At 60.1% G+C, this 24,779-nt stretch carries 11 protein-coding genes and 4 pseudogenes; 4 read left to right on the top strand and 11 right to left on the bottom strand.

Annotation, left to right across the window (positions count from 1 at the left end):
• Positions 1 to 7 precede the first annotated feature (7 nt).
• Positions 8 to 6,988 (bottom strand): shikimate kinase, encoded by a 6,981-nt coding sequence (locus ACVMDN_RS02515; protein ID WP_456835764.1) that lies wholly within the window; start codon positions 6,986 to 6,988, stop codon positions 8 to 10.
• Positions 6,967 to 7,533 carry a hypothetical protein gene (locus tag ACVMDN_RS02510; protein WP_141713704.1) on the bottom strand — a complete coding sequence of 189 codons (567 nt, stop codon included), beginning with the start codon at positions 7,531 to 7,533 and terminating at the stop codon, positions 6,967 to 6,969. Before ACVMDN_RS02510 ends, ACVMDN_RS02515 begins: the two co-directional genes overlap by 22 nt.
• 943 nt (positions 7,534 to 8,476) lie before the next feature.
• Here ACVMDN_RS02510 and ACVMDN_RS02505 point away from each other — a divergent pair.
• Positions 8,477 to 8,806, top strand: a pseudogene (locus ACVMDN_RS02505) (transposase); the annotation flags it as partial.
• A gap of 594 nt (positions 8,807 to 9,400) precedes the next feature.
• On the opposite strand, the gene ACVMDN_RS02500 reads toward ACVMDN_RS02505, so the two are convergent.
• From ACVMDN_RS02500 to ACVMDN_RS02480, 5 genes and pseudogenes are all read right to left on the bottom strand, one after another.
• Positions 9,401 to 10,231 (bottom strand): nodulate formation efficiency C protein, encoded by an 831-nt coding sequence (locus tag ACVMDN_RS02500; protein WP_069279838.1) that lies wholly within the window; start codon positions 10,229 to 10,231, stop codon positions 9,401 to 9,403.
• Positions 10,232 to 10,627: 396 nt separating this feature from the next.
• Positions 10,628 to 11,095 (bottom strand): annotated as a pseudogene (locus ACVMDN_RS02495) (transposase); the annotation flags it as partial.
• Between the two features lie 93 nt (positions 11,096 to 11,188).
• Entirely contained in the window at positions 11,189 to 11,356 is a 168-nt protein-coding gene (locus tag ACVMDN_RS02490; RefSeq protein WP_456843594.1) for a hypothetical protein, read from the bottom strand.
• Between the two features lie 246 nt (positions 11,357 to 11,602).
• The gene (locus tag ACVMDN_RS02485; protein ID WP_456843593.1) at positions 11,603 to 11,827 is read right to left on the bottom strand and encodes a reverse transcriptase domain-containing protein; all 225 of its coding nucleotides are present in this window, start codon (positions 11,825 to 11,827) and stop codon (positions 11,603 to 11,605) included.
• A gap of 224 nt (positions 11,828 to 12,051) precedes the next feature.
• Positions 12,052 to 15,189: a Ulp1 family isopeptidase gene (locus ACVMDN_RS02480; RefSeq protein WP_456835765.1), complete on the bottom strand. Its 3,138-nt coding sequence runs from the start codon at positions 15,187 to 15,189 to the stop codon at positions 12,052 to 12,054.
• A gap of 284 nt (positions 15,190 to 15,473) precedes the next feature.
• Here ACVMDN_RS02480 and ACVMDN_RS02475 point away from each other — a divergent pair.
• A pseudogene (locus tag ACVMDN_RS02475) lies at positions 15,474 to 16,742 on the top strand (IS256 family transposase).
• Between the two features lie 10 nt (positions 16,743 to 16,752).
• Here the strand turns inward: ACVMDN_RS02475 and ACVMDN_RS02470 are convergent.
• From ACVMDN_RS02470 to ACVMDN_RS02460, 3 genes are all read right to left on the bottom strand, one after another.
• Entirely contained in the window at positions 16,753 to 16,944 is a 192-nt protein-coding gene (locus ACVMDN_RS02470; protein WP_069279834.1) for a hypothetical protein, read from the bottom strand.
• 443 nt (positions 16,945 to 17,387) lie between these two features.
• Positions 17,388 to 17,612 (bottom strand): cyclic nucleotide-binding domain-containing protein, encoded by a 225-nt coding sequence (locus tag ACVMDN_RS02465; RefSeq protein WP_141713624.1) that lies wholly within the window; start codon positions 17,610 to 17,612, stop codon positions 17,388 to 17,390.
• A gap of 522 nt (positions 17,613 to 18,134) precedes the next feature.
• Positions 18,135 to 19,961: an NEL-type E3 ubiquitin ligase domain-containing protein gene (locus ACVMDN_RS02460; RefSeq protein ID WP_456835766.1), complete on the bottom strand. Its 1,827-nt coding sequence runs from the start codon at positions 19,959 to 19,961 to the stop codon at positions 18,135 to 18,137.
• A 636-nt stretch (positions 19,962 to 20,597) separates the two neighbouring features.
• On the opposite strand from ACVMDN_RS02460, the gene nopM reads away from it, so the two are divergent.
• Positions 20,598 to 22,307 carry a T3SS effector NEL-type E3 ubiquitin ligase NopM gene (nopM, locus tag ACVMDN_RS02455; RefSeq protein WP_069279837.1) on the top strand — a complete coding sequence of 570 codons (1,710 nt, stop codon included), beginning with the start codon at positions 20,598 to 20,600 and terminating at the stop codon, positions 22,305 to 22,307.
• 157 nt (positions 22,308 to 22,464) lie between these two features.
• On the opposite strand, the pseudogene ACVMDN_RS02450 reads toward nopM, so the two are convergent.
• Positions 22,465 to 23,433 (bottom strand): annotated as a pseudogene (locus ACVMDN_RS02450) (IS5 family transposase); the annotation flags it as partial.
• Between the two features lie 512 nt (positions 23,434 to 23,945).
• Here ACVMDN_RS02450 and ACVMDN_RS02445 point away from each other — a divergent pair.
• Positions 23,946 to 24,590, top strand: a complete 645-nt coding sequence (locus ACVMDN_RS02445; protein WP_456813737.1) for a hypothetical protein — start codon at positions 23,946 to 23,948, stop codon at positions 24,588 to 24,590.
• Positions 24,591 to 24,779 lie beyond the last annotated feature (189 nt).

Raw genomic sequence — 24,779 nt, 5'->3', positions numbered from 1 at the left:
GGCGAGGTCATGGTGCCGCTCCCATGACATTGGCCGGTGTCCGGTCCGCGCCCCCTTCGCCGCAAAGGTGGGCACGCAGCGCGGCCACACATTGATCTGCGTTCTTGTTGTCACGTTTTTGACCGGGGACGATCGTGAGATCGGCAAGTTGATAGAACGGCGAGCGCTCGCTGATCAGCTGCGTGATCTTGTCCTTCCGGTCTTCGGTCTGCAACAGCGGGCGGGCGGTGTCACGACTAAGGCGTTTCCTGATCTCACCTTCGTCGGTGTTGAGCCAGATCGAGACACCCTTCTCCGCGACGCGGTGCCGCGTCTCCTCACGCATGAACGCGCCGCCACCGGTGGCCAGCACCACCGGCCCCCGCTCGAGAAACTGTGCGATTGACCTCGCCTCGAGGTCCCTGAAATACTGCTCCCCTTTGGTTGCAAAAATCTCCGCAATCGGCATGCGAGCCGTCGTCTCGATTTTTTTATCGGTGTCGATGAAGGGCAGCCCCAGTCGACGCGCAAGAAATGGGCCGATAGTGGATTTGCCGGAACCGGGCATGCCGACGAGCACGATCGGCCGGCCGTCGAGGGCAGCGACAACTTCCTTTGCAGTCGGTGATCGCTCGGGCGTCGCGGTCTGTTGGGCAGATCGCAACCCGAGGGTTGCGCCGACGCCAGCTGTCCGCGCCCCTTCGATCGAAAAGTGGGGAATGTTTCTGACACCCTCCGGTATCGCAACTTCTTTGCAGACCTCGCGCACGCGCTGGGTGAGCTGCTCCATCTTACGGGGATCCGGTGCATCGCCTCTGCGCCGTCGCTGGAGTTCCTTGTACGTGTCGTGATTGGAAATTTTGGCCTTGTAGCTGCCCGGCGTATGGAACTCCGCCTCGAATCGGTAGCCATCCGGCGTGGCGAGCACAGTCTTCATGCCGACAAACGTCGGAGCGCTCATCCTGAACCAGTTGGTTGTGCTGATTTCGGCGTAGCCTTGCTCCTCAAACGCCAGAATGCCTTTCGTGAAGGCACGTGCAAAATCCTTGTCGGGCACTTCGAAGACATGGCGCACGGCGCTGCTGATCAGCAGTGAGGCGCCTTCGGGGGCATCATTCACCTCCATGAGTTGGTCTCTGAGGGAGCTTTCCGATCTTAACCGACGGTCGAGATGGGGCATCTTCACATCGATGCCCAACAGCTCAAGGTCCTTGGCAACCTGACGTGCTGCTACAGTGATCTCCTTCTCTTCGGCTGCGGCGCGCGCGACCTCGATTTGGGCGCGCTCTGAAGCCTGCTCGCGAGTTAGCGTCAACGTGATGGCAGAAGCCTCGGCAGGCTGTCGGCCAAAGCCAGGCAGAATCCCTTTCTCCGCAGCAAGATGAATAGAGGCCTCCATGATTGAAGCTGCCAATGTGGGATTGTCCTTCAGATCCTCCAGGGTCGTGTCGACATTGAACCGTCCGTGGTTGAGGGTCGCCGCCATGCTCTTGACATAGGGCACGGACTTCAGGCCTGGCGTCTGCTGCAAGAGCCCCTGGAGCCATTCGCTTTTCTTCATGAAGAGCTGGACACTCGTGTCGGACTTGAAGGCGTCCGTTCCGACCTTGATCCCGAGGCTCAGAAGATTGCTCGCGCTTTGCACGAGGTCATCGGCAATGTAGCCATCCGGCCGCGGAGTGATGCGCGGAGGATAGTGGTCGAGCAAGGACTGGATGCGGTCGCGTGGGTGAGCGGCTGCCGGATAAGTCTCCGCCAGGCTTGGGAAAAGCTCCGCAAGCGCTGGGCTCACAGTCAGTTTGGTGTCGCTCACGCTTTCGGATGTTTCGGGCAGCATCTGCTCAGCTGTGCTCGCTGCCCACGCCTCGAGGTCGTTGACGAGCAACTCGGCAATTTCGTGGGCGACTGCATGGTCTGCAAGCTTGATCTCGGGCCTCGCTCTATCGAGCATGTGCTCGACATCCTGGGCGCTCACCTGCTCCTTGGTCAGCAATTGACGGATGTCGCGCTGAAGTTCGTGATGAAACCCCTCGTAAGTTCCAAAAACCGCGCGCTCAGCAAACCAACGCCGTGCTTGATGGGATTGCGCCAGAAAGCTCCGCTGCAGGCCGCTATAAATTTCCAACGCGTTCCGCGTCGCCGCGAGGATCTGGCTGGCACGACTGAATTGGTAATTGTTGCCCTCGATCGCCGGGGTATACGACTTCGGCGGCTTGAGCGAGCGAACTCCGCGAGCTTGTTCCTTCTCATCGAACTGGCGAACATGCTCATACAGCTGCGGCCGATCGCCGATGATAACGACGGTATCCCCGTCGAAGTCGCCGTCGAGCTTTTTCTGCTCGCCGGTCGAGACGGCGACCAACGACCCCGGAGCGAACACTTCGGTCGCCTGCAGGATACCCACACAGTCGACCGGCGTGTCTACGTTTGCACGGTCTTTGCGCTCGGTCCAGCTCGAATGGCACTTGACGTCTTCGGCCGACATCACCAGCCCGCGGTCCGCGTAGTTGGCCGGCCACATCCCATCCGGCACCACGATCAGAATGCCTTTGGCAAAGAAGCTCGGGTCGTCGGCCGCCAGCTCCTCCTGCGACTTCTGGGCGACACTGAAACTGTATTGCATGGCCACGCATCTATCGAGGAATGCCGCAGTCGGATCCCCGTCAGCTGCCGACCTGACTCGCTCGGCGGCGAGTGGGCGCAGGTTAGGCTTGTCATAGGGAGATCGCCCGATCAGCACGCCCCCCGTTCCCGTTAACGTCTCACTCTTGCACTTCGGCACATGGAGGTAATCATCACTGGACGGGACGGCAACGCCACCGGGAGCATCGATGTGGCCTGCCGTCACCATGCGAAACAGCTGCTCGCCTATCAGGCTTTCCCCTCCTCTGCTGTCCAGCCAGCTCTTGGCCTTTTCGCGAGCCTCGTCGGCCACCTGCTCACTGCGCGGATAATGTTGCAACGCCGAGGCAGGAACGGACGATCTCCTTCCCTCACCATAGGCCGGCATTCGATCGGGGCCTTCCTGGGGGCCGGCCCGGCGAATAGCGAGCATACGTTCGGCGAGCGAGGCCTTGATAAAGCCACAGCCATCATGCGGTCGCAAAGCAATCGGGCCTTCCGGTCCAGTCAATTTGAACGGATGCTCCTCGTTGGTAGGGCGGTCTGGCGTCAGCAACAGCTTGAAGGCGCCCTCCAGCGCGTAATCGTGAGGGCCCAGATCCTTGATTGCGGGTGGCGCCGCAAACCCCCTGCGCTGAGTGTACCAATAGGCTTCCTTGAACGGGGCCCAGGCCCGCAACAGCTTCTCGAATGACGTCCCCGGCGCGGTTTCGGCATAGGGAATGGCGAGCAGTTTTCCCCCCGAAGACGGTGCTGCCGGTCCGCCTGGAGTATGGGCGGCGATTTCGAGCACGGTCGGTCTTGGTGCTTTCAACTTGCTGCCGCCGAACAGGTCCATGCGGTACGGCACCCCCTTGTAGGTGAGCGTGCGCGCCAGCATGAGGGCGCTCGGCTTTGCCGGCAGCTGGACGGCGACCACCTCGATCGCGCCTGAGGTCAGCCGATGAAAAACCGAGTATCGTGTCTCGGACTCTGTGGCCAGTGGCCGTCCTTGCATGTCCACCACCGGCAACCGCATCAGACCCGCTTCGCCCTGTGGGGGCCTCGGCTCGTGATCCATGGCTCGCAATACCTCGTGGACATCGAATGTGGACGCAGGATATTTGTCCCGGATCGTTGCCGCGTTTTGCTCGACGAATGTGTCGAGCGCATCGACCGGGCTCTCCGCCTCGATCTGTGCGATCAGGTTCCAGCTCATGTTGGAAAGATCGCCCTGGATGAGGTCGCGCGTGCCGGCCAGGATCTCTTTGGTACCGTGCCGCAGCTCTTGCTGCCTCTTCCGCAAATCGGCCTTCTTGCCCTCGATAACCGGTCGCTTGAACATGTTCGCCAGGACTGCACGAGCCTTGAGCATCTGATAGATCGAGAGGGCAGGATTGCGACTCGCGCGCGGCCCACGGATGCGCTCTGCCGCGCTTGTATTGAAGTGCGCCTCGATCTTTTGCTCCACGACCGGCTGGAGATCGTTCAGCAAGTGGAGAGCCACTCTGCGGTGCCAGCGCAGGTGCGGGCTGCGCGCCAGCGGCACCAGCGCGGCACAGAGATTGCCCATGGTTTCGAGGTTATTCTCAGCGGCAAAACCAGGGGCACGATGCAATTCGTTGAGCCGATCCAACCCGGTCGAGGCGAGCGAGCCAAGATCTTCGAATAGTCGAGCCTTCGCCAAGGCCTTGAAAATGGTGGCGATAGTCAGAACGTCGCCTTGCTCCAGCCGATCATTGTCATAGTGCAGGTGATGGGCCAGCTGATGCAAGCGATCCTTCAGCAGAGCGGTCTCTGTGATCTCTCCCGCGTCTTCCCCTCTCGTGATACCTCGCCCCAGGGCATTGGCGATCATGTTGAACTCGGGCGTCGTGAAGGCACCGAAGCGTTGACCGCCCCGGCCTAGTCCGCGCGCGATGTCCACTACCGCCCGGTGACACGCCGGGTCGTCCGGCCACTTGCTGAAGCCATTCATCAGATATGCCATCTGCTGCGGCGTGAAATCGGAGAGCGCGCGGCGACCGACCTCACCCGCGATCACGGCTGCGGAATGGCAAATGTCCTCGTCTTCCGGCCACTTGCTGAAACCGTTCACCAGGTTCGCCAGCTCCTGCTCATTAAAACGAGCGAGCCGGCGGCCGTCGTCACAGACCTCACGGGCGATTGCGAGGACGGCCCGGCCGGCATCGTCCTGGCCCGGCCACTTGCTGAAACCGTTCACCAGGTTCGCCAGCTGCTGCTCATGAAAACGAGCGAGCTGGCGGCCGTCGTCACAGACCTCACGGGCGATTGCGAGGACGGCCCGGCCGGCATCGTCCTGGCCCGGCCACTTGCTGAAACCGTTCACCAGGTTCGCCAGCTGCTGCTCATGAAAACGAGCGAGCTGGCGGCCGTCGTCACAGACCTCACGGGCGATTGCGAGGACGGCCCGGCCGGCATCGTCCTGGCCCGGCCACTTGCTGAAACCGTTCACCAGGTTCGCCAGCTGCTGCTCATGAAAACGAGCGAGCCGGCGACCGTCGTCACAGACCTCACGGGCGATTGCGAGGACGGCCCGGCCGGCATCGTCCTGGCCCGGCCACTTGCTGAAACCGTTCACCAGGTTCGCCAGCTCCTGCTCATGAAAACGAGCGAGCCGGCGGCCGTCGTCACAGACCTCACGGGCGATTGCGAGGACGGCCCGGCCGGCATCGTCCTGGCCCGGCCACTTGCTGAAACCGTTCACCAGGTTCGCCAGGTCCTGCTCATTAAAACGAGCGAGCCGGCGGCCGTCGTCACAGACCTCACGGGCGATTGCGAGGACGGCCCGGCCGGCATCGTCCTGGCCCGGCCACTTGCTGAAACCGTTCACCAGGTTCGCCAGCTCCTGCTCATTAAAACGAGCGAGCTGGCGGCCGTCGTCACAGACCTCACGGGCGATTGCGAGGACGGCCCGGCCGGCATCGTCCTGGCCCGGCCACTTGCTGAAACCGTTCACCAGGTACGCCAGCTCCTGCTCATGAAAACGAGCGAGCTGGCGACCGTCGTCACAGACCTCACGGGCGATTGCGAGGACGGCCCGGCCGGCATCGTCCTGGCCCGGCCACTTGCTGAAACCGTTCACCAGGTTCGCCAGCTGCTGCTCATGAAAACGAGCGAGCTGGCGACCGTCGTCACAGACCTCACGGGCGACTGCGAGGACGGCCCGGCCGGCATCGTCCTGGCCCGGCCACTTGCTGAAACCGTTCACCAGGTTCGCCAGCTGCTGCTCATTAAAACGAGCGAGCTGGCGGCCGTCGTCACAGACCTCACGGGCGATTGCGAGGACGGCCCGGCCGGCATCGTCCTGGCCCGGCCACTTGCTGAAACCGTTCACCAGGTTCGCCAGCTGCTGCTCATGAAAACGAGCGAGCTGGCGGCCTTCGTCACAGACCTCACGGGCGATTGCGAGGACGGCCCGGCCGGCATCGTCCTGGCCCGGCCACTTGCTGAAACCGTTCACCAGGTTCGCCAGCTCCTGCTCATGAAAACGAGCGAGCCGGCGGCCGTCGTCACAGACCTCACGGGCGATTGCGAGGACGGCCCGGCCGGCATCGTCCTGGCCCGGCCACTTGCTGAAACCGTTCACCAGGTTCGCCAGGTCCTGCTCATTAAAACGAGCGAGCTGGCGACCGTCGTCACAGACCTCACGGGCGATTGCGAGGACGGCCCGGCCGGCATCGTCCTGGCCCGGCCACTTGCTGAAACCGTTCACCAGGTTCGCCAGGTCCTGCTCATGAAAACGAGCGAGCTGGCGGCCGCCGTCACAGACCTCGCGGGCGATTGCGAGGACGGCTTTGCGGATATCCTCCTGATCCGGCAACTTGCTGATGCCGTTCAGCAGCAGTGACAGATTTTGACTGTTCAGCTTCTGAAGTAGTCGGCCTTCTTGGTCGAGACAAAACTGGGCGATTCTGATCACCCCATTGCGGCATTCCGCCGCCCGGAGGTTCCGACCAAACGATAATGCGAAGAGCGAAAGCGCATTAGGGTCGACTTTCGTTATTAACGCATCTTCCAGCTGCGACAGCCGAGCTGCCAAGGCCCTGCAAGCTTCCACACCTGCACGACCACCGGCTTCTCGGCTCACCACGTTGCATGTTGTGGCGTACCCCCATGATCGCCCGGCGCGGATGTTTTCCTCCAGGCGCGAAACGAATTCAGTCTTGAAATCAACGGCGGCCTTTTCCAGAAACCTTTCATGGTCCTCCCGGTCCGCCTTTCGCAGCCTCTTGTCATGCTGCACCACTGCAGTTGAGAACGCACGGATGTCGCGAACGTGATCAAGGTCCCTCAGAGCTGCATTAAGTTCATCCGCACGTCTATAAGGACGCGCCAAGCTTGCAGCCCGGACGCTCTCGGCGCCTATATCTTCGATACGCTGCATTTTTGGTCCAGCACCCAGGTCAGGCACGGATTGCCTATGTCGAGAGAGCGCATCTGTCTGCGAGCTGGTAGCGGCTTGATCGCCTCGCCAGTGGTCGCCGCTTGAACGCCAGCTTGCTCCCCCAGGTACTCCGTCAAGATAGGATCCATACGGTCGTTCGGAGCTCGCACCTTGGACCCTCTGCGCGGCGACATCGTCAATGCGCTGCCTTCCTGGTCCGCCACTTCGGTCAGAGATGGATTGGCCATGCGGCGCCAGCCCGCCGGCGCGATCGGCGCGCCGACGGTCGCCATCCGAAGACGACGGGGCAACTTCCAGATTGGCTGCGCCACGATAAGTTCGATGGGCTCGCTCCGAGCTTCCAGGCTGAATTGGCTGCGCAGCGACACCGCCGATGCGCGAGCTTCCTGGCCTGTCACCCCGCTCGGAGGCGGATGGTGTATCTGGCGGGAGCCCACCTCTCTGCGAGCGCTCAGCCGTTCGGTCGGCACGCCACTGATTGCCATCAGAGTGCGCCAGGCGTGTTTCCTGATTTGCTGCGCCATTATAGGTACGATCGCTTCGTTCCGCACCTTCACGCTCGATTGGCTGCGCAGGCGCGTCGGCGACGCGCCATCTTCCTGGTCTGCTACCTCGCTCAGACACGGACGGCGTATCCGGCGGGCGTCTACCCACGTACGAGCTTTGAGCCTCTCTATCGTCGCGCCAGAACTCTTCGCCACGCGGATGCGAGGCGCCCGCGTTTCGACCTGGTCTCCCACTGTAAATTCCATAAGGTCGCTGCGGGCCTGGGCCTAGGACACTCTGCGTGGGCACATCGTGGACGTGTCCCACTTCTGGTCCGTCTCCGCCGTGCGATGGGAGAGAGCGTCCTAGCGAGCCTTCCGCCTCTGGATCGTCGCGACGCACTTCCTCATCAGATCGCGACGAGCCGGATCCCGGCAAGGAGCCGAAACGACGACGGCTCCCACCGATTACGCCATGCAGCGCAGCCCCAAAGAGTCGATGTGCGCTGGCGGGAGGAGCGGCAAATCGGCCTGCACCGCTGGCGCGCTGCGCGCTGCGCGAGTATGAAGCATCTGAATCCTGAGGCTCAGAGCGCGTCTGCTCCACAACGGAACTGAATGATCGGCCCTCTTCGCCGGGGGCACAAGCCGATCTAGCGCTAGAACCGTCAGCGCCTTGACCTTCATCGGCACCAAATTCCGAAATGGGCGATGTGCCGCGCTCGTCAATGCGCCTCATAATCCTTCTCCAATGTAGCAGAAACTGTGCAGGCTGCCCTCACGAGCGCGATAGCCACGTGCCGGCTCGACCACTTGTCCTCGTCTTGGCTGACAGAGCTGGCTGAATGGGCGCCGGATTAGCAACGGCTGAGCGCATGATTTCGTCAATTGGATGACCCTTAGTGTCCGACCGAAAAATAAGTTGAGTGATATCAGCGAGTTCTGATTCCATTGGTGTTGCGAAGCATCAAAGGGATCGAGAATGTGGACTGATATCACCCGGGCACAGTTTGCCCGAGAGGAGCTGCGTTTGCCAAGCGGCTGGACGGATGCGGAATGGGGCGTGCTGGAGAGGTTGCTTCCTGTGCGGGCCAAGCGCGGGCGGCGCCCGAAATGGAGCTATCGTGACATCGTCGAGGCGGTGCTCTATCTGTTGCGCGGCGGGTTGCCGTGGCGCATGCTGCCGCCCACTCTGTTCCCACCAATGACCACGGTGCAGTACTATTTCTACCAATGGCGCGACAGCGGATTGTGGCAATCGATCAACCACGCACTCCTGATGTTGGCGCGCGAGGCGATCGGCCGGGAAAGCAGAACATAGTACAATAGGTACAACTTGACGCGAGGTCCGATTCAAGCCCCTCCGATCTGTATCGCGCGGATGTGTTGAGGCTGTTGAGCGATCGCACTAGGCGGCCGAGCAAGTGAGCCCTCATCGACCAACGTCCGCGTCAGTGATGGCGAAAGGTCGAAAAGATGGATGGATGTCAATCGGCCCTTTAGCTGCGGGCTGTTTTCAAGCTGCCATTCTTTCTCTCCCGTGGCACGCTGGTGGCGATTGCTCCCTCGGAGCCGGGTCGGGGTTGCGGAGACGGAGTGATCGCGGTTCGGCGAGACGATCGCCTAGCGTGACTGGATAATCGATGCGTCCTACTATGGCCCAATACTCGTCAATGCTCCGCTGTACACAAACGTTAGCGGCTGATCAATTGAGGTATTGGTCACAACAGGCCGGAACGTCAAGGCGCGGCCACCGTGTTGGTCTGCAATCTTGCCTCGCCCAACCGTCCGACAAACTCCACTTGCGCTCGGTTACCGAGATCGCGACGTGCACCACGAAGCGCGGACACTTTGAACAGCCATGCGGCTTTATCATCGTCGACGCTCGAGGCATCGACAGCGAACGTCATTTTGACAACACTTTCTTGCCCGCCTCGAACGCCTCCTGATCTTTCGGGTCGGCAAGCTCAAACCAAGAGCCGGGTGCATACGTGGCGATAAGCGTTGCAAAGAACGATTGTGCCTCCCAATCTTGCCCTTCGCGCTTCTCCAAAATGATGACTCCGTCACGGGTAAAAGAACTAGGTCCGGGAACATTGCAGTCGACCGAAAGTTCGACCCGCCACAGCCCGCCCTTCGTGGCTTGCTGCTCATCTATTGTCGGCGAGTAATGCACTCCAATCGGCTCGCCGATAGTGCAGCGGCCACGCCGCAGGAGATCGCCCAATTTGCCCTGCGCGGTGGTTACGAAGTTGAAGTTGGCGGGATTATGCAGAAAGCGACGGTTCACGCCACTTTCGTCGTTTGTGACTTCGTCCGCAATGAGCGAGAGCGCGAACGCCTGCCAGCCTAGTTCCATCGGCTTTGCATAAGATGCCACAATTTTCGTTGCGCCATCGGGCGCCACCTCCCACGTGACCGTGTACTCTTCCTTTGCTTGATGGGCCCGATGTTTAGCCCACGAAAAGATAACTCGCTCGCCCGAGTGGCTCTTTTGACCAACCTCCCATCCCAGGGGGATGAAGTGTGCTACCTTCGAGACCTTGGAAAAGATTTGCTCCGCTCTCTCACCATCCTGCGCTCGCCAGGTTGATTTGACCTTGTCGATAAGCGGATTGTCGCTCGTACGAACACCATCGCTCTTACCGGCCAGCCCACCCGGCAAAATGAACCATACGCCAAGGCCGACACAGAGGCCAAGACCGAGGCAAAACCAAAGCACGCGCCGATCGATCATTTTCGCTTCCCCGAGCAGGTGGTTCCTATATCCGTTGTTGTTCGGGGTCGGCGGCGACTTATGGAGCATGGCGACAATTCCTACGAGACCGGGTCGGGATTCAGTTCGGGATTGGAATCCGGAGGGAAAAGCGCGCCGTCGGCCCTATTTCACGCGTGGCCGATTGTTTAACTTACCGCAGGCCGATGGACGTGTTTCAAACGATCCAATATCTTTGAGCCTTCGCTGAACGATTTCGACCAAGATTGCTCCGCAAAATCCAGGTGGCACTTCAGTAGCTCAGACGGGGTTTTCGAGTCGGCAAGAGCTCTCAGAAAAGCAGCCTGGTCGTGCAGTGAGCTGGCTGCGGTTGTCTGAACAGCAATTCCGCGTCGATAAGTGGAGCTTGTGCCAGAGTTAGGCTGCCGCGCGGAACGGCAGCGGGTTGAAGTAAGCTTGATCCGGGGTGCCGCCGTCAAGGCTCGAGTGGGGACGCCGGCCATTGTAAAAGACGAGGTATCGGCCGATCGAGGCGCGGGCGTCGGACACGGTATCGTAGGCGCGCAGATAGACCTCTTCGTATTTGATGCTGCGCCACAGCCGCTCGACGAACACGTTGTCGCGCCATGCGCCCCGGCCGTCCATGCTGATCGCGATGCGATGACTGGCGAGCACGCCGGTGAACGCGGCGCCCGTGAACTGCGAGCCCTGGTCGGTGTTGAAGATGTCCGGCTTGCCGTGGCGAGCGAGAGCGTCCTCCAGCGTCTCGACGCAGAATGCGGCTTCCATCGTGATCGAGACGCGCCACGACAGCACCCGGCGGCTGAACCAGTCGAGCGCCACCGCGAGATAGAGGAAGCCGCGCGCCATCGGGAGTGGAGTAAGAAGCGCGAGCGCGCTTCTCCTCCCCGAACCGTACGTGCACCTTTCAGCGCATACGGCTCTCTGTTCAAAGCTTGGCCCATGGCCATAGCAACATCATGTCGCGAGCTTGTGCTGCATTTCAGTGAGGCGTCGGCCTGCCCAGCTGCAAAGGCTGCGCAGCATTCCGCGCCAGTAACGCTCCACGGCCCGATAGACTTTTACGAGGCTCCGGAGATTTCCGGCGACGCCGTAATAGCCATAGTGGCCGCGCAGGACGAGCATCGGCCTGGTCACTGATCTTGTAATGCCGTATTTGCCGCATCAGCTCCTGCAGAGACATAAGGCTGCGCTTTAGCCTAGATTTCTCGGTGCGCATCCCAACCTTGAAGTTGCCTTTTTGGTTTCGCGTGCAATAGAGCGTCAGCCCAGAAAGTAGATTAAGATTCCGGGCGGTTTCTGCATGTCTTTGCGCGAACCGACCAAACTCGACCAACTTGGTCTTGGTCGGCTCTAGAGTGAGGCCGAACTTCAACCCAACCGAAGACGCAAGGCCTCCTGTACGCGGGTGGCGTCCGATCGATATTGGAAGCAGATCACAAAGTCGTCGATATAGCGCACCAGTCGGGCTTCGCCCCGCAACCGACCCTTCACCACGCGTTCGAACCAGAGGTCGAGAACGTAATGAAGGTAGAGGTTGCTCAAAAGCACACTGATCGATCCGCCTTGTGGCGTTCCTTGTTCGCTCGGGTGCACCGCTCCGTCTTCCAGGATGCCGCTTTCAACCAGCGCCGGATCAAGCTGATCAGGCGCGGATCACCGACTCGATGTTCGAGCGCGCTTCTCCTCCCCGAACCGTACGTGCACCTTTCAGCGCATACGGCTCTCTGTTCAAAGCTTGGCCCATGGCCATAGCAACATCATGTCGCGAGCTTGTGCTGCATTTCACTGATTATCAAAGGTCTTCACTCAGCAGCGAGCTAGGCTCCAATAACAGCCCGTAGGCGAGCTTGCAGTGCCAGCCTACTGACACTGAGGTTGTTAAGATTCTGCACCCCTCGCTGCCCTGCAACCAACCCACTAACGAGAGCTCGCGTACCGTCCACGACAAAGACGCCGCAATCATAGCCGTTCTGCTGTTGGGCGATGCCAGCTTGCACTACGTTGTCTAGAAGACCCAGTCTACCGGCCAGATGGGTGGCAGACGTCTCGTTGAATCCTCTGCGGGAGTCGTAGTGATAAGCAATAGGCGAGCTCCGGTCACGGCGATCAAGGAACAGCAGCGACCAATGATTCCCTTGGCTATAAGGATCCGAAGGATCGGCATCGCTTACGGGCAGGAACAGGAAGTCGGCTGTATCATTACCCTTGTCATCATAGACAATGCGCTGAAATGCCCGTTCAACGACGGTATCGTCGGAAGAGCGCAGCAAATTATGGACCAAAGTGGGAGACACCAACCGCGTCCGAGTGGCGATATCCAGGGCGGGGAAATCCTGAGGGGCCCTGTGCAACTCCTGCTCCTGAAGCTGGTAATCCCTCAGGATATGCTCGTCGCCCAGCCATTGCTCGTCCCCCAGCACCAGCTCGCGAGGCAAGGCTGCCGCATTCAGCGCTACGATCTGATCATCGGCGGATGTGCTCGGAAACGCCGGCACAGAATTAGCATCGTCGCCCAATTCTGACAGCGTGAACGTAGTCAGATCAACCAACGGTTCAAGTCCGCCGTAGAGATCGGACGGAGCCCTGCAGATTGACGGTGAGGCAGATTCTTGTATCTGCCGCCGCGAGAACTCCTCCCTCAACCATACCATAGCTTCATCGTCCGAAAAGGCAGGCACCGGCGGTGAAAGCCCATGCGGCAGACTAGGCTGTCGACTGTCATCGTGATGATCCAGTGCTGATCCGGCAAATAGCGACCGTAAGTAAGACGTCGGGACGAGGCCGCCCGGTAGCTCGAAGGAATTGAGATGAACCGTTCCCTCAATCGGGCCCATGTCCCGAGTCGGCGAGAGATTGCTCCCGGTTATCGCGGCCTTGCGGTTGGGTTGCCAGTTCAAGGGATGGTCGGACTCTCCGGAATCCCTTGCTTGGGGAGGGCTCATGATTGAGCCGCGAGACGGCGATGGGGCGGTTTCGTCCATCGCTCGCCAAAGCAGATCCTGATCGTAATATTCCGCGGGAAAGACCACCGGCGAACTGAGACCTCCCTGCGGTCCACTGTGCTGCGCGGCCGCGTCCCATTGCCATGCGACCACGCGGCCGAGGGGGGCCTGCATCAGCACGCCCTCCCCCGAATTGCCGTTTTCGATCAGCATTTCCTGAATTGCGACTGCTTGCGCCCTATCCAGATTCCTTGGCCTCTTCGCTGGTCTCAGTTCGGCTGTGCCGTGCTCATCATCGATGAGAACCCCTTCACTTTGCAGGACGTCACTCTGAGGCGCACTCATCAGCTCCTGCGGAGCCCCTAGGGGGTCGCGGTGCCGGCTCGGGTCAGCCAAGAACGCTGCGAGATGATCCAGCGCATTATTGTCGCGCACATTTGACCCGAGAGCCGACGAGGGGCCGGATTGATCATCCCGCAATTCGCGAGTCTCTTCCGGAAGCTGTTGATCCGGTCGCAGAAGCGCAGAATCGTCAGCCATAACCGGCCACTCGTCGCCCTCAACGTCCAACAGCTGCCAAAGCTCTTCGGGATCAACGTCCATTACTGCAAACTCGGCGCCCCTCACCGGCGCTCTGCCGAGAGCCGCCTGCCCCGAAGCACCTTCCCCTGAGGGTTCAGCACCCTTCGTCTGACGATACTCTCCAAGGGCTTTCAGCCCACCGTCCAAGGCCATCTTCCACTTTTCGTCGCGAAACATTCTGTCAGCGCAGATACGTAGGGCCGCGTTACTGAGTGCGGAAAGCGTGTCACCGTAGAGATCTAACTCTCGAGAGAATTTGCGAAGCGCCCAATCATAAAGTCGGGCGGTCGTCGAACTCAACCTGTCGCTCTCAAGGGCGTGGCTTATGGCTCCCTTAATGAGCACTTCGTCACCATCGGCAGGAGGAAGCGATGGGCGCCCGCCAACAGATGAAGCGCCCGGAGCCCTCGGGGCACGATGGTCCCTAAGAGCCCCCACCGCGGCCCGCATAAATTTATTGCTCTTGAAGAGTTTTTTTACATGGGCAAGCAAGTCTGCATCACTACTACTGTCCAGAGATAGGCCGCGCTCCCCGAGATCATTTGCCAACCTGGTAAGATTGCGCGCGTACCCGTTAGCCACCTCGCCTTTCAGCTTCCGACTTGCAATAACGCCCTGAGCCACCTCTCTGATAAGCCCTTGGTCGCGCTCAGACACATGGGGATAGACGGCGGATGCTTTTTGGCGCTTGCGCACGGGAGCTGGATGGGGGACGTGCCCCGTCGACCGCCAGGTCCGGAGATGGTCTAGGGCCAACATCAGATCATTATTATTTCCGCTGTATTGGAAGAGATCGCCATCAGTGGTCAGTGAATTGTTGTCTAGCCGAGCAATAACGCCCGTCTTGTTATTTGCGCACAGCCAGCGGCCAAAGCTAAGAAGAGGACCTACGATTCTCTGGACAAATGATTCAGCGAGCTTGCCCTGGGTGAGCGCCTGGCTAAATTCTACAATAACAACAGCATCCTTGGAATAAAGAGGCTGCTTCCTTTTCTTGCCCGCTATTGAAACCTGAGTTACCTGAGGCGCCCGCGGGGCAGCCTCAGCAGGCATTGCTCCACCAGCTTCAAGTGAGCTTGCGACCTCGCTCGGCTGCTGCTCAAAGGCAACGCCTTGCGAATTGATTGGGGACCTCGGCCTGTTCGTTTGCCTCAACTCAGCTGTGCCATGTCTATTGATGAGACCCTTCTCGCTTGGCGGAAGCTTGCTCCGGGCGAGCGCACCCATCGACGGGTCCGGGGACTGCTGACTGTCGCTAGACACACTGGGAGGGAGAGGCCGGTCGGGTCTCGCGGTGTCAGCCTGGCGTGCCTCGTGCAGTTGCTGCTCAAAGGCGCTTTGCCCGGTTTGGCGCGCTTGCTGCTCCTGCAACAAGTCGTGCTGCACCTGCAACGAAGCTGTTGCGCTGCTTTCATAGTTCGGGCGGTCCACGTTACCTTCGCATCCACAGAATCATCTAAGCAGGTTTCTTAGTCAGTTAAGTTTTCAGAAAGCTGACGAGTCAGAGACTCCGCAAAATTGAGCATTGAGCTGCTGCCGGTTTGATGGACACCGACTTAAGCCTAATCCCACCTTGCGCTCGAACTCAACCAGGCTGAGATAGCCGATGGTCGAGTGGGAGCTATGACGGAAACTGGGTGATGACGACCTGAGAAAGGCGGCGTATCGAGGCGGGTGATGAAGCCTGCCAGCAACCTCCAAAGGAGCGATACGCCGTGAACGAGACTACCAATGTATTTCCTCTGCGTCAGCCCGATCAGATCGCTGATCCACTGACGGATATTCTGCGTGCCGGAGCTCGCGAACTGATCGCCCCGGGCTGTCGAGATTGAGTTCACTACATTCCTGGAAACGACGAAGCATCTGGCGCTGCCGGATGGTCGGGCGCGCGTGGTGCGGCATGGATATGGGCCGGCGCGCGAAATTGCCACGGCATCGGCCCTGTCGTGATCGCCCGTCCGAAGGCCCGCGACCGTGCAGCAAGCGGGCCAGGCGACAGGATCCGGTTTCATTCGACGATCCTGCCGCTCTGGGCCCGCCGGGCGAAGAGCTTGGACGCGTTGATCCCCGTGCTCTATTTGCGGGGAATCTCGACCAGCGACTTCCAGGAGGCGCTTTCGGCCTTGCTCGGCAAGGACGCGCCGAACTTGTCGCCGCCGGTCATCGCTGGCCTGAAGAAGGACTGGCAGGCCGAATACGAACGTTGGCAAAAGCGCGACCTGTCGGCGCGGCGGTACGTCTATATCTGGGCGGATGGCGTCTATCTGCAGGCTCGCATGGAGGACCATGCCGAATGCATCCTGGTGTTGATAGGCGCCACGCCTGAAGGAAAGAAGGAACTCATCGGCTTCCAGGTCGGGGTACGCGAGAGCGCACAAAGTTGGCGAGAATTGCTGCCCGATCTGCGCAAGCGCGGCTTGCAGATCGGGCCTCAGCTTGCTGTCGGCGACGGCGCTCTCGGCTTCTGGCGGGCGCTCGATGAAATCTTCCCCGGCACGCAACATCAGCGATGTTGGCTGCACAAGGTGAACAACGTGCTCGACAAGGTCGCCAAGTCCGTGCAGCCGGCAATAAAGAGTGATCTGCGTGACATCTACCCGGCGCCGAACCGGGCGGCCGCTGAAACAGCGATTGATATCTTTGTCGAGAAGTACGGCGTCAAATACAAGCCCGCCGTTGAATGCCTGATCAAGGATCGCTCGGCCATGTTGGCGTTTTATGACTTCCCTGCCGAGCACTGGTCGCATCTGCGCACGTCGAATCCAATCGAGAGCGTCTTTGCGACGGTCAGGCACCGGACTGTGCGAACGAAGGGAGCGTTATCGCCACACACAGCAAAGTTGATGGTCTTCAAGCTCGTCGGCGCCGCATCTAAAACTTGGCGACGGTTGAAGGGCACAAATCAGTTGCCGAAGGTGATATCCGGGGTAAAGTTTGCGGACCGAATCGAATTCATTCCGACCGCTGAAGTCCGCGCCGCCTGATCGGACCGCGTCATCCAAAATCCGTCATAGCTCGATTGGTGGTCTCAAAATAGCTGTAGGCGCGTAAAACAGCCCGCAAATACTTGTGCGCGGCGAACCGCCCGTTGTTCTCTGACGCCTTTTCCGCTGCTTTCCTCACTTTGCGAATCTGGGCAACGACCTTCTGGGCGGACAGTCCCGACGACGCTACTGACGATTTCATGAGCACCTCCTAGATTGGCGATGCTCAAAATTAGTATCGCAAGCGATGCTTCAGGCGATGTTCGAGGCGAAAATATAAAACTTCGAGAGATTTTTCGAGCTCGGGTTTCCGAGATTTGTTGAACGAATTTGTCAGCGAGAGTGCCCGCGGAGGGCGGGCATACAGTCTAGTGACTATATGCCCGCTGAGGCGATTGGGCGACGGCAGAAACGACGGCCGTCTCGGGCGCAAAAAGCACGTTACTCAAGAGCAACTGCCGTTCCAGGCCGAGCTGGATCTTACCTACGTCCGCGCGATGAAAAGCTGAACGCGGAATCCAAGCCTGCTGGTTATGGCTAGGATTGCTTATGCTCCTCTGTTCTGCGACCAGCTTCTCGCTGACGAGGGTCAGTGAAAAATTAGTTTGGCGATGGCGGGCTTGTACATGTTCTCCGAGAGAACGCTCATTGGTCAGGCGCTACAAGCAACGGCTGCTTGAGGCTGGTCAGCCGCAACATCGCCAAGGCCAATTCAGGATCGGCACGCAACCAGGATTCGATGCGGGTCGTGTCGAACTCAAGCGCTTCCGTTGGCTCGACGGCCACTGCGGTGGAAAAGCGAGGCAGGCCATCAAAAGCCGACCCTTCTCCACATAGCGCACCTTGCGGTGCCGCAGTTGCGGCCAGCATACGGCTCGCACGGTGGCGGCTTGATACGAGCCGCTTCCTCCGCTGGGAATGATGCGATCGCTAACATCCCTGTCATCCGCTGCCGGCTTACTGACGGCCTATTTCTGGCATTCGGCGTGGTTTCGTTGGCGCGGGGATTGCGCACATGTATGCTGATGCCGGTCGCGTAGTCTGGACCGCGGCAGAGAAAAGCACCGCGCGGCTAAAGCCAGACAACCGCCACTCAGGATATCGGCCAGGATCCCATCGCGACATTTGCTGCGTTGTAAAAAGGATGATCGCTCTCGGGGCGAGCCAGACGTCTACGAAGATTTATGAACATGCGTGTTACATCGCGCTCCTCTGTCTGACCCAGCCTCCGCACCCAAGTGAACGTGAGATTGCAGTTGCTGCAAATCAGAGCGCCGAGGAAGTTTTCGCAAACTAAGTGTTTGGCAAAGCGGCGGAAATCTTTATCGACGGTCAACCACGCGCTCAATCAGCTTAAGTTTCCTTTAGCTTCTCGCTGTAGCAAAGGCGGCCTCAGAGCTTCACGCCGTGATCATTGAGCACCTTGTCTCTTAGAGCGCCCTTGATCTCGCGGGCGATTTCCTTGCGAATCTCAGCACCCAATTCTCGCTTGGCATCCTCGACGAGATCAGATGCACTCCCGGCCAAGCCTTTGTCGGCGAGTTGTTGCTCCAGCCGGTTGTCGAACTCTTCCCCCATTGCATCAATGAGCTGGCCCTGCATCATGGCATATTCTTCAGGAGCGATTCGCCGCACCAGGCCGTCCCAAGGTTGCCAGTCCGTCGCCAAATAGCCGGCGAATTCCGCCGCCTCCTTGGTCAGGACGGAGGTCTCCGCACTGTCAACGTCGGCATCGGTGACGCCGGAGACTTCAAAATAGCGCATAGCGGGCGCGACGTGTTGCAGTCCTAGCCGGTCGCGCAGCTTGTTCTGATAAGCAAGATAGACCTCAACGGCGTCGATGTCTTCCACGTTGTAGGCGGACTGAAGCGAGTGAGTCTTTTCGCGCGCAATCCGCTCAAGCGCGTCCAGACGGAACATGATGCGCCCAAGATCGACGAGATCGGGAAGTCGGGCCGTATCGTCGTAGGCCCCGTTCTCGACGTCTGCGATGAGCCGCGCGGTTTGCATGCCGTTCCAAGTCAAAGTTCTCCGATCCTCGCAGCTTTGGTTGGCGTCGAGAGCCAGTTGAAAGTACTGCGCGCGCAATTGCGGGTTGGTGGCCGCCAAGCGCAGATCGTCAGCGACCGACTGCTGGAATTGTTCATTGCCAGAATTGACCGAGTCGAACAGCTTTTCGAGGAAAAACGCGTATTCTTGGGCGCCCGGCTCTTCTGCAAAGCTCTGCCAAGTGGCCAGTACCTCTCGATCGCCCTGCTTCGGATCGCTCCTGAGCCAGGCTGCGACTGTTTCAGCGAGATCATCGGCCTGTCCATCGTCTGTCCCGGACAAATCACTTTCGTCATCGCGCGAAAGGTAGACGGTCGGACCGGTATACCCTTCGGCGCGGAGGGTTGTGTCCAGGTTCGTCAGCACCTGCTCGGGCAGGGGATTTTCACCCAGCTCTATCCTGGCACCTGCGCCCAACTGCGTCAGCAGGTCCTCAGGCAGACTCGCCAACTGGTTTTCGCTGACGTCGAGAAACCGGAGCATGGCAGGGAGAGATTCCGGCAAACCCGTCAAGCGGTTTTGGCAGACGTCGAGAAACTGGAGCGTAGCAGGCAGATCCTCCGGCAGACCCGTCAATCGATTGTGGCTGGCATAGAGAAACTGGAGCGAAGCAGGGAGAGTCTCAGGCAGGCTCGGTAACTGATTGTGGCTGACGTCGAGGAACTGGAGCGCTGTAGGCAGGACCTCGGGCAGGCTCCTCAGTCGATTTGACCTTGCATCAAGCCCTCTGAGCTCGGCCGGAAGAGCCGACAGACTAGTCAGCTGATTGCCCCTGATGTCGAGACGCTGGAGCGAAGCAGGCAGACCATCGGGCAGACTGGTCAGCCGATTGAAGGGGACCTCGAGCACGACGATTTCGGTCGGAAGTCGAGGCAGACTGGTAAGAGACAATGATTCGAGATCCAGTCTCGCGACCTCATCCCGAGCATTCACTCGCCTTAGCGCCTCTTCCCGATCCTCCAGCGGACCCACGTGCTGTTCAGCAGCCCAATTCTCAAGCGTCTGGTCTATTTCTCCGTTCGCATGAGCTGAATCCGCCGGGCTTTCTGCATAGCCTGACACAACTCCGTCCCACTGCGCCGATGCCTCATTTTCCCGGTCGGTTTGGCCGGAAGACGCGGAAAGGCTGGCACTACCCCGCTGTATCTGTCGCTCTTGAAAAGAATCCATCCCCACCCCCTTGCGAGACCGAGCATACTCAGTCCATGACGACAGGTAGGAGGGCTTAAGACATCTAGCTTTCCATAAGCTGACAGGTCCGATCGGCAAAAACTGCAACCACGCGTCGGAAACGACACTGCTGTCGTGACCTGAAACTGGGTGTGGATCCTGGCTGAGGATACGATCCATTCGTACCCGTGCGTTCTTGCAATCAGCAGCAAGCGCTGCGATCTTCCAAAACGTGCGACGTCTCTCCCCAAGTAACAAGCAGTCGGCACCGACTCATCTGAAGAGGTTGATCCGCTCAGCCGTTGGTGTGACCTACTTTGGCAACAAAGGTTGAGCGAGCTGGCCAACCTGGAGCAACGCTCGTCAGCTGATCGACAGGTAAGCCTGCTAAGCTCAGAAAGCTTCCACGATGACGGTCTTCAGGACTTATCTGGTCACGAAGTGGCAGCAAGCCTGGCAATAGGATCGATCCAATTGCCTCGGAGGGCCTCGTGTGAGGCTTACCGGCTTGGCCAGGAGTCGGTAGCCCCGGAGCGTCTGCGTTCGCTCGAACGATCGTTGCGCTGCGCAACGGCCTGCTTCGCGGTCTTGAGAAGCGCCGGGCGTACTATTTGATTTCAACAGTGAAGAAAGTTGATGAACACAGGACAGGCACAGCGAAGTGCAAACTCCTCCCTCGACACTTTTGAAGATGGGGAGCAGGAAAGCTACCTCGGCGGCTTCAACCGAGCCTTGGCAGATTGGGTCGAAGCCTTGACAGGATATCGGACCCCCGCCTCTTCGCGTGCGCGCATCCTGGAAAACTGGGCCGCCGAAGAGGGCCATGGCGAAGCCGAGAATCGGCGACAGGGGCGCTCACGAATTAGGGCTGCGGAGAACATTGGATCGCATTTGGTAGATCTGTCATCCCTCTCCCTGACCGCTTTGCCCGACGCCCTGCCGCCCCGGCTGAGGGAACTGCGCGCCATGCACAACGAGCTGGGCAGCCTGCCCGCTCGGCTGCCCCCGGGTCTCAACGAACTTCTTGTTAGCCATAACCGGTTGACCAGTTTGCCGGACGTGCTCCCGGCGAGCCTCTATCGCCTGGAAGCGAACGATAACAGGTTGACCAGTCTGCCGGCAGATCTCCCGCCGGGGCTCGGGATCCTAAGCGCAAACAATAACCGACTCGTCAGCCTGCCCGACGCGCTCCCGACCGGCCTGACCTCGCTCGCGGTTAGCGGCAATCAGCTGACCGAGCTTCCCGTCCTCCCATCGGGGCTTATCGAAATCGATGTCAGCAGCAATCAGTTGACCAGCTTCCCTGAACCCCTTCCCGGCTGGCTTCAATCGCTCAATCTGAGCGGCAACCGGCTGACCGGCCTGCCTGAGAATCTCCTATCGAGTTTAAACTACCCGAATTTGGAGCTTGCGTTTGCCGACAACCCGCTCCCGGATGAGGTCCGCGCTCACCTGGCGGCACCGCATCTTGAACAACGGTCTCTGCACGAGGCTGCGGCGCACTGGCTCGGGAACGACCTCGCAGCGCTTGCCGAATGGCAGCACTTTGCGGATGAGCCGGGCGCTCAGAACTACGCCCGCTTCCTGGAGAGGCTACGAGGGACCGTAAACCAGGGCAGCGACGAGTTTCGGCAGGCAGTGGCTGACGATCTGCGGCAGGCGGCGGCCGATCCGAGACTGCGCGAGCAGTTTTTCACACAGGCTTCCGAGGCCAACGCGAGCTGCGAGGATCGTATTACCCTGCACTGGAACGGTATGCGGACCGCGCGCCTCAATGCTGAGGTCGAGAATGGGTCGTATGATGATCGGCTTAGCGAGCTGATCCAGCGCGCCCGCGTTGCTTTTCGGCTCGAGGCGCTGGACGGGATCGCGCGCGACAGGGTTAAAGCGCTCCTCAGCGTCGACCCGAACGTAGACGATGTCGAAGTCTGCCTTGCCTATCAATACCTCCTGCGCGAGCCGCTGGAGCTCAGTCACGTCGCCCCTGAGATGCGTTTCCTGTCGGTCTCTCACGTGACCCCGGATGATGCGGCGCGGGCGCTGGACCTGGTTCGGGAGCAGGAAGCGAACCAATTCACCGACTACATGGCAACCCGCTGGCAACCCTGGGAGACGGTGCTGAGGCGCATCGCTCCGGACGAATATGAAGCAATGCAAGATCGGCTCGTCGAAGCCATGAGTGAGGAGTTTCAAAGCCGCCTGGATCAGCGCTTGGGCGAGCACGGTCTGCTAGGCGACCCAGATGCCGAGCGGGTGCTCGGAGCTCAAATCCGAAACCAAATCGCTGGCGAGATCAAAGGCGAAGTCATGCACCGGCTGCTCGCAGACCGCGGGATCGAACAATAAGACTTCTCAGAGCCGCCGCGCAGATATCTTCATTGCTCTGCAGCTCTGATCGGTTGTGTCAACTGACATCATCTTCGAACTGCCGCTGACCATCACCGATCGAGATTGGTCAGCGGATCAAATAGTCGTTCGTGAAGAACTGGCGCCGGCGCCCGGCTCAAGCGGTGTTTCGAGCCGGGAGGGTCTCGAAGAAGGCTCGGATGATGACACGCAAGAGCTCTGCGAGCCATCGCAGCAGCAGGCCGAAGTTATAGCCGGCAGCGGCGAGAACAGCGTTGATGCGGTCGCCGAGGCGTCCCTTGAGATAATTTCTGTCCATGCGGTGCTCGGCCTTGACGTGGCCGATGACGGGCTCGACAGCCGCGCGACGCTTCATCTCGCGACGGATGGAAGCTGTGACGCGGCGGACCTGACCCGAGATCCAGACCCTGAACCGATGCGGGTGGTTGTGACCGCGATATCCTTTGTCGACGTGGATACCGCGAGCCTCCACCCCGGTGAGCTTCTCCATGTCGGCGATTACGGGACCGAGCGTGTGCCCATCGAAGGGATTGCCATGCAGCGCCTTGGCATGGAGCACGAACTGGCCGCCCTTCGGAGACGTCACAGGGGTGGCGATGCTGACCTTGCAGCCGAACTCGTAGGGCGCGCGGGCTTTACCCTTGCCGATGCACTCAACCTCCGGAGCATGTAACGCATAGACCTTCGGACCGCGCTGATGCTGATCCTGGCTGCGCACCTGCTGCGCTAAACCGAGCAACGGGCCGAAGCGAGCTTCCAGCACCGTATCGCCATCAATCTTGCGGCGGATGTCGCGGATGATCCGGCCAAGCCGTGTCCGCAGGAACTTGAGCTGCCGCCGGGCGCGTTTGAACTGGTGGGCGTGGGTATAGCGGCCGGTCATGATGGCGGCGCGCTTGGCCAGGCGCAGATAGCTCTGGCGTAGCGGCACACGGTTGCGCTTGGCGAGCCCGACCAGCTTGATGATTGCTCGATGCAGGAGCCGCGCGTCGGTCGGATGCGCAACCGCCTTGGGCTGCACCGTGGTATCGACCACCACGCGCTCCAGGTCCTTCGGGCCGAGGGCGCCTGTCTTGTGCGCCACCGACAGACTTTCGACGAGCAACGTCGGGCTCGCTCACGAGTGATGAGCAAGGATCGAGCCGGCACAAATGGGGATCGAATATAGCGCGACAACCAGGATGAGAGAAGTCTCACCCTGATCGCCGCCGCGCAATCGAAGGCGCGCAGTGGCAGCATAAGAGACTTGAAGTGCTCGCAAGCGTTGGAAGGTCGAGCTATGGGCTGCCGGACGTGGCGCGATGTGGCCAGACCCGAGGACGCTAGATTGCTCAGGCCTGAGCACGGTAGAACTGAGCTAGGGACCATACGTAGCAGGCGAGCCTGCCCGCCATGACTGGCTAGCCGCACTTGCGTCAACCCAAGGACCTGGATTGCCGATGTTCTCGCAGCGAGGGCTGGGCGAGGCTGTCTCAATAGCGCGATTGGTGAATTGCTTTAGGCGCTAACCAGCCGGCCGATGCGCCGTGGCGGGAAATCCCGCCGGGAGATGTTCGAAGAGATCGAGCGCGCGCCATTGGCGCCACTCCCGACGAAATCCTTATTCGAATATGCCGAATGGAAAACGGCAAACGTGCACCCGCTTATCGTGTCAAAGTCGACAAGACCTTTTACTTGGCGCCGCGCCGGCTGATCAGTCGTCAGGTGGACATCCGGCCTGCCATCGCGCGGTCGACATCTTGCAGAATCACCACGTCGCCAGCCAGGCGCGGCGAGCGCAGTCGCCATGTTACGTTGAACGAGCACACCCCAATCCCATCGGCCTCACGTCAATATGACGCCGGCCAGCTTGATCAAGATGGCAGCGCGGAATGCGTCTGCCTCGCCATGCGGGTCGAGCGGTTGATGCGCGAGCGCCCGTATTCCGAACAGTATTTTTATTTCGCCACGGGCATTATCGCTCTGGCGCGACGCTACGAGCGCAATCGGCTGGAAGCAGCCTACGAGAGCGCGCTCAATGCGATTCAACTGCGCCTCCGTGAGCGCCGTCGTCAAGGCAGGGCTCGACCGCGCGAGCCCGCGACGCGCCCGTCGAAGCCATGCCTTTGCCGCGCCAGCATCCGTGGCGGACTACTGTCAATGAAGGAAGTGATGACCGTGATGCTGAGCCACCCGACCCTCGACCAGATGCGACTCGGCCCTGGCCGGAACGGTGGCGGCCTACTGACCTTCCGCATCGATCAGAGGGAAGCCGCCATATAAAGCTGGCTGCACCCGTCATAGACGTCTGCCTACAGGATGGCGTTATCGAGCCAGATGTGCCCGAGGATATTCAGCCGAGCGCTCGTGGGAACATTGATGCCGCCGGGCCGGTGCGCCACCAAACGACAGATCGTCCGGACATGGACCCAGCACCCGGCGCGGATCGAGATCGGGCGCGCCCAACGCGCT

This window comes from Bradyrhizobium sp. USDA 4510 (assembly GCF_054059095.1).
Note: the sequence above shows the minus strand (reverse complement) of the source record. Positions and strands in the feature narration are given on the sequence as shown.